Raw genomic sequence first — 11,984 nt, 5'->3', positions numbered from 1 at the left:
TCCGTGTCTCCGTGTCTCCGTGTCTCCGTGTCTCCGTGTCTCCGTGTCTCCGTGTCTCCGTGTCTCCGTGTCTCCGTATCTCCGTATCTCCGTGTCTCCGTATCTCCGTGTCTCCGTGTCTCCGCGTCTCCACGTCTGTCACATCCAGCTGTACGCGATAAAAATTAGCCTGCACAGCTAGCACAGTACCCAATAACTGTCCAGTTGCGGCAAAACTTTCCCCTATCATTGGTTATTAACTGGACGACGCACTAACAGGGAAAAATAACTACTGCAATCTGTAATTTTTTCTACCTGATAACCTGCCATTGTCAAACTATCGGGAACCTGCTCAATTGGTTCTCCTGGGTCTAGCCATACTTCTAGCAAGCCCCCTAATGGCATTTTCTCTAAACGTAGTTTTGTCCGCACGAAATTAATCGGACACGGGGTGCCGCGTAAATCAAGTTGAGCATCAGGAGTTGAAATAGAAGAGGATTTCATTACTTAAACAGATTTCCCAAGAATCCTTCTAAACCACCTTTGCCAGTACGGTCTCCTTTAATTTTAGCCAGTTTCTCCAGCAATTCCCTCTCCTCTGGTGTCACCTTGTTGGGAATATCAATTAATACTGTCAACAGATGATCGCCTCGACTTACTGGATTTCCTAATCTCGGTACGCCGCGATTTTCCAATTTCATCACCGTATTCGGCTGGGTTCCCGCAGGAATGATTAGTTCCACTGGCCCGTCTACCGTATCCACCTCTAACCGACAACCTAAGATTGCTTGCAAGTAGCTAACTTTAATTTCCGAGAGAATATTGATGCCATCTCGTTGAAATTCTTCGTCTTCATTGACGAACAAGTAAACGTACAAATCCCCAGCAGGGCCGCCACGTTGACCCGCATCTCCTTCATTGGAAATCCGCAAGCGTGTGCCATTATCCACCCCAGCCGGAATGGTGATTTTAAGTTTCTTTGTTACTTGATTCGCGCCTTTGCCATCACACGCATCACATTTATCTTCAATTACCATCCCTGTTCCATTACAAGTGGGACAAGTAGATACTTGAGTGAAACTACCGAAGGGTGTTCTGGTAACGCGACGAACTTGACCCGATCCGCTACAAGTTGAACAAGTACGCGGACGAGTTCCTGGTTTTGCACCAGAACCGTTACAAACTTCGCAATTTTCCAAATGGGAAATGCGGATTTCTTTTTCACCGCCAAATACTGCTTCCCGGAAATCTAACTTTAGGTCTAGCCGCAGGTCATCACCTCGCGCAGGGCCGCTGCGGCGTCTTTGTTGTTGCGTCGGGCCACCCATACCCCCAGCAAACCCACTAAAAATGCTTTCAAAGATATCAGCAAAGCCGCCCATATCGCCCATATCTTGGAAGCCTACACCGGCTCCTGAGACACCCTCCGGCCCAAAGCGATCGTAACGAGCGCGGGTTTCTGGTTCTGAGAGTACTTCATAAGCGCGGTTAATTTCTTTAAAGCGTTCCTCCGCCCCGGCTTCTTTGTTCACGTCTGGGTGATACTTCCGGGCTAAACGGCGGTAAGCTTGTTTGATTTCTTCTTTGTCGGCGTCACGAGAGACACCCAGGATTTCATAATAGTCGCGGGCCATATAGCAAAGGTAAAAGTTAGAAGGAACAAAGCAGGAGGCAGTAGAACGTTACAGTTACTTGCTACCCTACAAAAAAGCGTTTTGCCTAGAAAGCGTCTTTAGGAGGGCGGCTTGCCGGAGAATGGGCAGAAGATAAAATTAATTTTTGTTAATAATTGATTTTACCCTTTACCTTTTACAAAAATCACCGACAAATCTTGAGCAACAGGTACTTTCCTCGTGGGAGACGACAAAAATTACAGAAACAGTTGTAAACAGAGAAAATCCCTGTTCAAACTTCTCACTGCCGAGTTTGCTGTCTCTTTTACAATTGTGCTACGTAGGAGAGGAAAACCCCGCCCATCAACCAGAGGGGCTAGCCGCACCATCAGGTGTGGAAAACCACCCATATGCTTTGGATCGCATCTCAACTAGCACACCGTTTAGCCCACAGTGATTTGCTTCTACAATTTAGCAAACGGCTGGGGTTTTGTGAAACTTCGCTAAATTTAGCATCAATATATTTAAATATATTAAAGTGTTTTAAGAAAAATCTCAAAATTGGGCATTGGGGAAGCAGGGGAAAAGGTTAAAGGTTAAAGGGAAAAGGAATAAATTTAATTCTTTCCCCTTTTCCCCTTACCCCTTTCCCTTTCCCCATGCCCAGTTTGCCCCATACCCCATACCCAACCTTTAATCTATCGCTTCATAATCAGCTTGTGCGGTACTTTCTTCATCAAAATCAAAGTTGAATTGGGGTATGAGTGTACCGTTCATAGCTGAGTCTATTTCTGGCGTAAACACACTAGCTGAAGGTTGGTCAATTTCGTCGGTTTGGCTGTTAGCTCGGTTGTAGACATCGGCACCAATGGCAAACAACGTTTGTTGAAAGTCGTCTAGGCGCTGCCGAAATTCCGCCGTGGAAATGCTGGAGTCAATCATTGCAGCTTGGAGTTGTGTGACTTTTTCACTAGCCAAGGTTTTCATCTGTTCGCCGATGAAGTTACCGTTATCCTTGATGGTGGATTCGTAACTGAACAACAGGTTATCTGCTTGGTTTTTCAGTTCAACCAGTTCTTTACGTCTTCTGTCTTCTTCGGCAAACAATTCTGCCTCTTGGCGCATCCGTTCGACTTCGTTATTACTTAAACCACCTGTATTGGTAATTCTGATACTCTGTTCTCTACCTGTGCCCTTGTCTTGGGCTGCAACCTTGAGAATTCCATTGACATCAATTTCAAAGGATACTTCAATTTGCGGTACACCACGGGGTGATGGGGGAATTCCTGCTAAGAGAAATTTACCGAGACTTTTATTGTCTCGTGCCATTGCCCGTTCGCCTTGGAGGACGTGAATTTCCACGGAAGTTTGTCCATCAACTGCTGTGGAAAATATTTGTGACTTGCTAGTAGGAATTGTGGTGTTGCGTTCAATGATTTTGGTGAATACTTCACCCAAGGTTTCAATCCCCAAAGACAATGGGGTGACATCCAATAGTAAGAGATTATCGACTTCACCACCCAAAACCCCTGCTTGGATAGCAGCTCCTAATGCTACAGCTTCGTCAGGATTGATGGAGCGATCGGGAGCTTTGCCATTGAAAAATTTGATCAAGGCATTTTGGACTGCGGGAATGCGAGTAGAACCACCCACCAAAATAATCCGATCTATGTTTTGTGGTTTGAGAGCTGCATCTTTAAGGGCTTGGATCATCGGTTCGATGGTAGCTTCAATTAATTGCCCTGAAAGTTCTTCAAATTTCGACCGGCTCAGTTCCATCTCCAGATGCTTGGGGCCGCTTTCATCGGCGGTGATAAAAGGCAAATTGATGGAGGTATTGACCATACTGGAGAGTTCAATCTTTGCCTTTTCTGCTGCTTCCCGTAGGCGTTGGAGTGCCATCTTATCTTGGGAAAGGTCGATTTTTTCCTGCTGCTGGAAGCGTTCGATCATCCAACGCACGATCGCATTATCAAAGTCATCTCCACCCAAATGGTTGTTACCACAAGTCGCTTTAACTTCAAAAACACCATCCCCTAGTTGCAGAATCGACACGTCGAAGGTTCCTCCTCCCAAGTCGAAGACTAAAATTAACTGTTCTTGCTCTTGTTTATCTAATCCGAAAGCTAAAGCCGCAGCCGTTGGTTCATTAATGATTCGTAATACTTCTAATCCAGCAATAGTACCGGCATCTTTTGTTGCCTGTCTTTGGGCATCTGTAAAATATGCTGGTACGGTAATCACTGCCTGAGTGACAGCTTCTCCTAAAAAGTTTTCCGCATCCTGCTTCAGCTTTTGCAGGATCATGGCAGATATTTCTTGTGGCGTAAAATTTTTTGAGCGAATTTGCACATCAACGGTATCGTCTCGACCTTTGACACAGTTGTATGGTACGCGATCGCGTTCTATTTCAGTATCTTCCCAACGCCGACCGATGAATCTTTTAATACTGTAAATTGTGTTTTCGGCATTGGTTACCGCTTGGCGCTTTGCCAGTTGACCCACCAAGCGATCGCCACCCTTGCCAAATCCCACAATACTTGGAGTAGTTCGTCCCCCTTCAGAATTGGAGATTACAAGTGGTTGACCGCCCTCCAAAACTGCGACGCAACTGTTAGTAGTGCCTAAGTCGATCCCAATAACTTTTCCCATATTTACCAGTATTTTTACTGAGTTTTTATGCTGTAATTATGATGTCGCGGATTAATTTTTGTTGCTGCGAACCAAGGTTAGCTCAAAACTTCAGCATTTAGGAATGGGGGTAAGGGAAAAAGACGCTCTGACACGGGGACACGGAGACACGGGGACAGGAAGAGTTGATTAAGAGCTACTGCGTCTTCCACTCTCCGCATCTTCTTTCCCCGCGTCCCCGCGTCTCCCACTCTCCGCGTCTTCCTCATTCCCCTCATCTTCCAATACTCAGTAATGATGCTCGCCTCTGCTAGAATCCATCAGCGAGGCGAGCCGTTACAGTTTAACTAAAGGCTTGACTCGACTGATCGTCTGGTGCAGCAGGTGTATCTTCCTTGGGAGCAGCTACTTTGACCATTGCATGGCGCAGCACGCGTTCCCCCAAGTAATATCCGCGCACTAACTCTTCTAACACTGTTCCTTCAGGATGTTCATCCGTAGGTTCCCGCATTACTGCTTCGTGCAGGTTGGGATCGAATTCTTGACCTTCGGGACGCATTGGTGAAACACCCAAACGTTTCAGGGTATCTACTAATTGTTTATAAACACCTTGGTAACTTTTATGGATAGTCATTTCCCCATCGGATTGGGGTTTGAGGTGCGATCGCGCCCGTTCAAAATTATCCACCACTGGCAACAACTCCAGAATCGTGTTCCGCCTCATCTGTGCCTCTAGCTCTTCTTTTTCTTTACTAGTGCGTTTGCGGTAATTCTCAAAATCAGCGGCAATCCGCATATATTGAGTACTACGTTCTTCTAGTTGTACTTTGAGAGACTCGATTTGTTGAGTCAGTTCTGCTAAAGCTGCTGTTTGTAGTTCAGCTTTCTCACTGGCAGCGACGCCATTTTCTTGACCAAAAGTAGCCGTATCCGCCGTTACATTGGTTTGGGCTGCCACTTGCTCAGTAACTTCGCTGCCAGATTCATTGGAATTGATTGGGGCTGGGGAGTCGCTTTTCATTGCTTGCTTTACCTCTGTTGGTTCACCCAATTGCTGGCTTGTATTGTTTATCTGTTTATTTTCATCCATCATTGTCTAATGATTCCAGATGCTTTTTATGGCACTACATCCCCATAGTTTGCAACTGTCGTCATTGACGACTTGCAACTGAGGCTGATTTTATTGCCAACAAGTTTCTGGAGTGATATCACCGTCATCTTATTGTGACAAATGGTGAACACGCTAGTTGAAACACTCCTAGTGCGGTAACCCGAACGATTGACACTCCTGAGCCGTTATGCTGAGGATTCTTGCTTCACAGGGATTCCGACGAATTTCCCCTCAGCAAGCATCTTGACCGTGTGCCCCACGGCTGCAAGTCCCCTCTGGAGAACTACTTGTGCAGCGGCGACATCCCTATGGGTTGTATAGCCGCAATTTGAGCAATTATGAATACGCTCTGATAAATCTTTTTTGCCCGTCACGCTTTGGCAGTTTGGGCAGATTTGGCTTGTTTTACGGCTATCTACTTTTTGAAAATAGACACTACGCTTAAAACAAATCCGATCCAAAATACTGAAAAATTGCCCAAATCCTGTATCTAGACAGTGCTTGCCCAACATTCCACGGGATAGTTCAACAAGGTTTAAGTCCTCAATAAAAACCATCCCACTATCGTTGCAGATTTGATGAGATAGCTTTGTGTGCCAATCCTTGCGGCAGTTGGCAACGTATTCATACAGTGAAGCAACTTTTCTTTGGGCTTTACGCCAATTGTTCGAGCCTATGCGTTTTCTCTTGACGCGCTGTTGCAGCAATTTAAGCTTGCGTTCGGCATCAACAAAAAACTTTGGACGCTTAACTAAAAGACCATTAGAAGTTGCAACAAAATTAGTTAAACCTACATCAATTCCTACTGCTTCCCCGTGTGGGAACCTTTCTGGTATGGATACATCCCATTGAATGGTTAACATCACATACCATCCAGAAATTTTTCTTGCCACACGCGCTTGCTTGATAATTCCACCATCAGGAATGCTTCGTGATTGACGCACTTTTACAGCACCAATTACAGGCAATTTTACCTGACCTAGGGTGAGCGGATTTTGCCCTAATTGCGGGAAACAAAAAGACCGCATCCGTCCTGGCTTTTTAAATCTTGGGAATCCATGATTTTGTTCCCACATACTCACAAAAGCTTTTTCAAGTCGCCTCAATGTTTGCTGTAAAGACTGAGCATTAACTCGTCTTAAATACTCATTTTCTTGACGTGCAGCAGTTAAAGATTTGCACTGGCTTGCAAATGTTGGGCGCGATGCTTCAGCAGGAATGATATAGCAGCTATGGAGGTTACAAGCGTTTACTTGACAACTACGGGACTTATACCAGTCTTTACGTTCAGCTAAAGCATGGTTGTAAACCCGTCTATGAGTTTCTATCCATTCTTCAAACAGTAATATTTGTTTTTGTGTTGGTTTTAGCTTGAATTCGTAAGTCAGGTTAAACACGCTTGTTACCTCCCGACTCTATTTTACTACAATTCTAAAAATCGCTGGCTCGGTTAGTAGAATAACATTGATCGTAAGCGGGCGAGGCTTTAACCCCAGTTTTTCGCTAGCGTAACTCCAGGAGTAAGTATTCTGCAAGGGTGGCGCTGAATTTGATTCACCCCTCATGTGAATTTATGGATCGGGTTTTTAATGGGTTACTACTTAAAATTTAACGATTCACACCTAATGTGAATTAAATAGGTTGAGATTGGAAAGTGAGAACATTAATACCAAAACGACGACCAAGCAATAAACGTAGTGTGTGAGATGCAATTTTGGCAGCAATGTGTACACAAAAGCGATCGCAAAGAACCAATATTTTCAAGTTAATCGTCAACAGTTAACCATCAACATGAAATTCCATTCTCTTGTCTTGTTCTGGTGAGAAGTTTTTTGAGCGATGAGAATTCTGTGTCACATGCTGGGAATACTCTAACCAGAGGTTTTCCCCAAATCAATTGCTGATTTATGACTCACTCGTCACCACAACGGCGCAGTACCGCTCTAACTACTAGAACAGAGTTTTCGCCCTTTGGCAACAAGCTAGTGCAATCTGGCTATGTTAATAGCGAACAGATGAGACAGGCACTAATTGAAAGCCGTAAATCCGGTAGACCGCTAACGGAAGTATTAGAGTCAATTACTGGCCAACAACTATCACCCGAACTGCTCAGGCAATACAAAAAACAACAGTTATTTGAACTAAAAATACTCTACGGTGTTGAGTTCCTCGATCCAGAAGTCAACTCCTTTGCCGGTACGATGGTGGGCAACCTGATTGATACCTTGATTCCAGTGGATATCTGCCGTCGTCATCGTTTGGTGCCACTGTCTAAACACGAAGACCAAACCCCGCCTTCAGTTCTAGTGGCGATGGTTGCTCCAGATAATCTGGAGGCTTGCGACGATCTCAATCGTATCTTGCGCCCCCAAGGCTTGGCATTGCAGCGGATGGTGATTACACAGGAAGATTACCAACAGGTAATCAACCAATATTTGGATGACCTGGCTGTTCGGCAAAAGCACCTAGAACGAGAAAGCTCTACAGATATTAGTCAGGATTTAGAAAATCTCGGAAATCTCGACATTGAAGATGCCCCTGAAGAGATGGAGGCGGATCTAGGGGCAGCAATGAAGGGCGCTGAAGATGCCCCAGTTATTAACCTTGTCAACAGAATCCTCGCTAAAGCGCTGCATGAAAAAGTTTCCGATATTCATGTGGAACCACAAGAAGAAAACTTACGCATTCGCTTTCGTAAAGATGGAGTGCTACGCGAAGCTTTCCCGCTGATGCCGAAAAAAATCATCCCGGCGGTGACAGCCCGATTTAAAATCATCTCTAACTTAGACATTGCTGAAAGGCGTTTACCTCAAGATGGACGCATCCGCCGGATGTTTGAGGGACGCAAAGTAGACTTCCGTGTAAATACCTTACCCAGTCGCTACGGGGAAAAGGTGGTGCTGCGGATTTTGGATAATTCTTCTACCCAACTCGGATTGAATAAATTAATTACCGATCCAGAGACTTTACACATTGTCCAGGATATGGTTAGCCGTCCCTTTGGTCTAATTTTGGTGACTGGGCCGACTGGTTCCGGTAAAACAACCTCGCTGTATTCGGCGCTGGCGGAAAAGAACGATCCGGGAATTAATATCAGTACTGTAGAAGACCCGATCGAATACAGTCTTCCAGGGATTACTCAAGTACAGGTGATTCGAGAAAAAGGGCTGGATTTTGCTACAGCATTGCGGGCTTTCTTGCGACAAGATCCAGATGTATTACTGGTGGGTGAAACGCGGGACAAGGAAACCGCAAAAACAGCTATTGAGGCTGCTTTAACTGGTCACTTAGTATTAACTACTTTACATACCAATGATGCCCCAGGAGCGATCGCTCGTTTGGGAGAAATGGGAATAGAGCCTTTCATGGTTTCTAGTTCCCTGATTGGCGTTTTGGCTCAACGTTTGGTGCGGCGGGGATGTTCTGAATGTCGGATTCCCTACACTCCCACAACTGAGGAATTGGCACGTTATGGTCTGTCAGCGTCCTCTGAAGTGGAAGTCACTTTCTACAAAGCTAACACTTTGACATTAGAAGCGATCGCAGAAGCCAAAACTAAAAATCAGCTTTGCCCAGCTTGTAATGGCGTCGGCTATAAAGGGCGTTGTGGTGTTTATGAAGTCATGCGAGTCACCGAAAATCTACAAACCCTAATCAACGAAGAAGCACCCACAGAACGTATCAAAGAAGTGGCGGTAGAAGAAGGCATGAAAACTTTGCTGGCTTACAGTCTGGACTTAGTACGTCAAGGCTCCACTACCCTCGAAGAAGTAGAACGGGTGACCTTTACAGATACGGGTTTGGAAGCAGAATTAAAAGCCAAACGCAAGACAGGTCTTACCTGTCGGACTTGTGATGCCACCTTGAAACCAGAATGGCTAGATTGTCCCTACTGTCTGACATCTCGTTTTCAAGATTAGTCATTCGTCATTAGTCATTAGTCAATGCTTAGTAACTTAAAACAACTGACAAATGACAAATAACAAAAGACAAATAACAAACATTAAAAGGAAGCAAAACTATGGAAATGATGATTGAAGACTTGATGGAGCAGATGATTGAAATGGGAGGTTCAGATCTGCATTTATCCGCAGGTTTGCCTCCTTACTTCCGCATCAGTGGCAAACTAACTCCTATAGGTGAGCATGTGTTGACAGCAGATCAGTGTCAAAGGCTGATTTTTAGTATGCTCAACAATACTCAGCGTAAAACTTTAGAGCAAACCTGGGAATTAGATTGTTCTTATGGTGTTAAAGGTCTGGCTCGGTTCCGGGTGAATGTTTATAAAGAACGTGGTGCTTATGCTGCTTGTTTACGGGCATTAAGTTCTAAGATTCCTAACTTTGAAAAATTAGGTCTGCCTGATGTGGTGCGGGAAATGTCCGATAAGCCCAGAGGACTAATTTTGGTGACAGGCCCTACAGGTTCCGGGAAAACAACAACCCTAGCGGCAATGATTGACTTAATTAACCGCACTAAAGCAGAGCATATATTAACAGTAGAAGACCCCATTGAATTCGTTTACGAACCAATTAAAAGTTTAGTTCACCAACGGCAATTGGGCGAAGATACCAAGAGTTTTGCTAATGCTTTAAAAGCAGCTTTACGGGAAGATCCAGATATTATTCTAGTGGGGGAAATGCGGGACTTGGAAACAATTTCCTTGGCAATTTCTGCAGCAGAAACAGGACACTTAGTATTCGGTACGCTACATACTAGTTCTGCTGCACAAACCGTTGACCGGATTATCGACGTTTTTCCCCATGAAAGACAAACTCAAGTGCGGGTACAATTATCAAACTCTTTAGTAGCAGTATTTAGCCAAACATTAGTTTCTAAGAAAAATCCCAAACCCGGTGAATATGGTCGGGTAATGGCTCAAGAAATTTTAATTGTAACTCCAGCTATTTCTAACTTAATTCGAGAAGGTAAAACATCACAAATTTACTCAGCCATTCAAACCGGCGGCAAGTTAGGGATGCAAACTCTAGAGAAAGTTTTAGCCGACTATTACAAAGCTGGAACAATCTCCTTTGAAGCAGCAATGTCTAAAACTTCTAAACCAGATGAAATCCAACGTCTCATCGGTGGTTCTACACCACCAGCCGGGGCAAAACCAGGAGCCGGGGCTGTTAAAGCACATTGATGATGGGGAAATGGGGCGATGGGGAGATGGGGAGGCTCTTGAGGTAGGGGAAAAGGTTAAAGGGAAAAGGGAAAAGGAATAAATTTAATCTTTCTCCTTTTCCCCTTGCCCAATGCCCAATGCCCAATGCCCCATACCCAATAACTAACAACTATTTTGAATTTATTTGTTTATGCCAACATTTGTTGCTCGCGTTCGGGATTCTCAAGGAAAATCTCGAACAGAAAAAATTAGTGCTGAATCTTTAGCACAAGCTCGTACTAGTCTTAGAGAACAAGGTTTTGTAGTTCAAGATCTTAAAGAATCTAAAGGCTTTCAAGCAGGATTGGATATAAAGAAAATCCAAAATTCCTTTGTCAAAGTGTCTGTTAAAGACAAAGCAGTTTTTTCCCGTCAATTTGCTGTTTTGATGAATGCGGGAGTTGCAATTGTTAGAAGTCTAGGGGTACTTTCTGAACAGTGTAGTAATACTAAACTCAAACAAGCTCTCGTGGAGATTAGCAACGATGTTCAAACTGGAATGAATCTTTCAGAGGCAATGCGGAAGCATCCTGAGTGCTTTGATGGATTATATGTGAGTATGATTCAAGCCGGCGAAGTTGGTGGTGTTCTAGACGAAGTTTTAAATCGTTTAGCCAAGTTGTTAGAAGATGTTGCCCGCTTACAAAACCAAATTAAATCAGCGTTATCTTATCCAACAGTTGTGGGTTTTATAGCAGTTGCTATATTTCTCGGTATGACTATTTTTCTGATTCCCGTTTTTGCGAAAATTTTCACAGAAATTGGAACTGAATTACCGCCTCTAACTCAATTTTTGATGGATGCTAGTATCTTTTTGAGAAGTCCTAAGGTTTTTGGGCTTATCGGTGGACTTGTAGGATTGAAAATGGCCTATTCACGATATGCTAAAACTCCTGTTGGTCGCCAAACAATCGATCGCCTTTCTCTGAAAATGCCTTTATTTGGCGACTTAATTCAAAAATCTTCCGTTGCACGTTTTAGCCGGACTTTTGGTTCTTTGACTCGTTCAGGTGTGCCAATTTTAACTTGCTTGGAAATTGTCCGAGATACATCAGGAAACCAAGTAATTGCTAATGCTATAGATGCAGCCCGCTTAGAGATTCAACAAGGAGGTATGATTAGCATTGCTTTGCAAAGAGATCAAGTTTTCCCAGCTATGGCAATTCAGATGATTAGTATCGGTGAAGAAACAGGGGAATTAGATGGAATGTTGATGAAAGTTGCTGACTTCTATGAAGATGAAGTTGAGCAAGCTGTAAAAGCACTCACTAGTGTTTTAGAACCAATTATGATTTTGGTTCTAGGGGGAATGGTTGGTACAATTTTGCTGGCAATGTATTTACCAATGTTTAAGGTATTTGAAAAATTGGGATAAGAGATTAAAAGTTAGGAGTTAGGAGTTAGAAGTTAGAAGTTAGGAGTTAGAAGTTAGAAGTTAGGAGGTAGGAGTTAGAAGTTAGGAGGTAGGAGTTAAGAATTAGGA

Annotated in this window: 9 protein-coding genes and 1 pseudogene; 4 read left to right on the top strand and 6 right to left on the bottom strand. The window is 44.0% G+C overall.

Annotated elements, in window-relative coordinates; translation table 11 throughout:
• Positions 1 to 121: 121 nt before the first annotated feature.
• From GNE10_RS36575 to dnaJ, 3 genes and pseudogenes are all read right to left on the bottom strand, one after another.
• Positions 122 to 229, bottom strand: a pseudogene (locus GNE10_RS36575) (ribosome small subunit-dependent GTPase); the annotation flags it as partial.
• Positions 226 to 483, bottom strand: a complete 258-nt coding sequence (locus tag GNE10_RS23835; protein ID WP_099068110.1) for a sulfurtransferase TusA family protein — start codon at positions 481 to 483, stop codon at positions 226 to 228. The pseudogene GNE10_RS36575 and the gene GNE10_RS23835, both read right to left, overlap by 4 nt.
• Positions 483 to 1,613 (bottom strand): molecular chaperone DnaJ, encoded by a 1,131-nt coding sequence (dnaJ, locus tag GNE10_RS23830; protein ID WP_099068109.1) that lies wholly within the window; start codon positions 1,611 to 1,613, stop codon positions 483 to 485. The genes GNE10_RS23835 and dnaJ overlap by 1 nt, the downstream gene beginning before the upstream one ends.
• Before the next feature lie 145 nt (positions 1,614 to 1,758).
• On the opposite strand from dnaJ, the gene GNE10_RS23825 reads away from it, so the two are divergent.
• Positions 1,759 to 2,049, top strand: coding sequence for a hypothetical protein (locus GNE10_RS23825; protein ID WP_143861700.1), 291 nt, complete (start codon positions 1,759 to 1,761; stop codon positions 2,047 to 2,049).
• Positions 2,050 to 2,285: 236 nt separating this feature from the next.
• Here GNE10_RS23825 and dnaK read toward each other — a convergent pair whose 3' ends face one another.
• The 3 genes from dnaK to GNE10_RS23810 form a co-directional block, all read right to left on the bottom strand.
• The gene (gene dnaK / locus GNE10_RS23820) at positions 2,286 to 4,244 is read right to left on the bottom strand and encodes a molecular chaperone DnaK (protein WP_185567278.1); all 1,959 of its coding nucleotides are present in this window, start codon (positions 4,242 to 4,244) and stop codon (positions 2,286 to 2,288) included.
• 322 nt (positions 4,245 to 4,566) lie between these two features.
• On the bottom strand, positions 4,567 to 5,316 hold the full coding sequence (gene grpE, locus GNE10_RS23815) for a nucleotide exchange factor GrpE (protein WP_185567277.1): 750 nt from the start codon (positions 5,314 to 5,316) through the stop codon (positions 4,567 to 4,569).
• 203 nt (positions 5,317 to 5,519) lie between these two features.
• Positions 5,520 to 6,731, bottom strand: a complete 1,212-nt coding sequence (locus GNE10_RS23810) for an RNA-guided endonuclease TnpB family protein (RefSeq protein ID WP_185567276.1) — start codon at positions 6,729 to 6,731, stop codon at positions 5,520 to 5,522.
• 510 nt (positions 6,732 to 7,241) lie between these two features.
• Here GNE10_RS23810 and GNE10_RS23805 point away from each other — a divergent pair.
• The 3 genes from GNE10_RS23805 (at position 7,242) to GNE10_RS23795 (ending at position 11,876) form a co-directional block, all read left to right on the top strand.
• On the top strand, positions 7,242 to 9,254 hold the full coding sequence (locus GNE10_RS23805; protein ID WP_185567275.1) for a GspE/PulE family protein: 2,013 nt from the start codon (positions 7,242 to 7,244) through the stop codon (positions 9,252 to 9,254).
• Positions 9,255 to 9,355: 101 nt separating this feature from the next.
• Entirely contained in the window at positions 9,356 to 10,480 is a 1,125-nt protein-coding gene (locus GNE10_RS23800; protein WP_185567274.1) for a type IV pilus twitching motility protein PilT, read from the top strand.
• A gap of 172 nt (positions 10,481 to 10,652) precedes the next feature.
• Positions 10,653 to 11,876 (top strand): type II secretion system F family protein, encoded by a 1,224-nt coding sequence (locus GNE10_RS23795; RefSeq protein WP_185567273.1) that lies wholly within the window; start codon positions 10,653 to 10,655, stop codon positions 11,874 to 11,876.
• Positions 11,877 to 11,984 lie beyond the last annotated feature (108 nt).

Source organism: Nostoc sp. 2RC (genome assembly GCF_014222165.1).
Classification (GTDB): Bacteria; Cyanobacteriota; Cyanobacteriia; order Cyanobacteriales; family Nostocaceae; genus Nostoc; species Nostoc linckia.
This window is presented reverse-complemented; position numbering and strand designations above follow the sequence as displayed.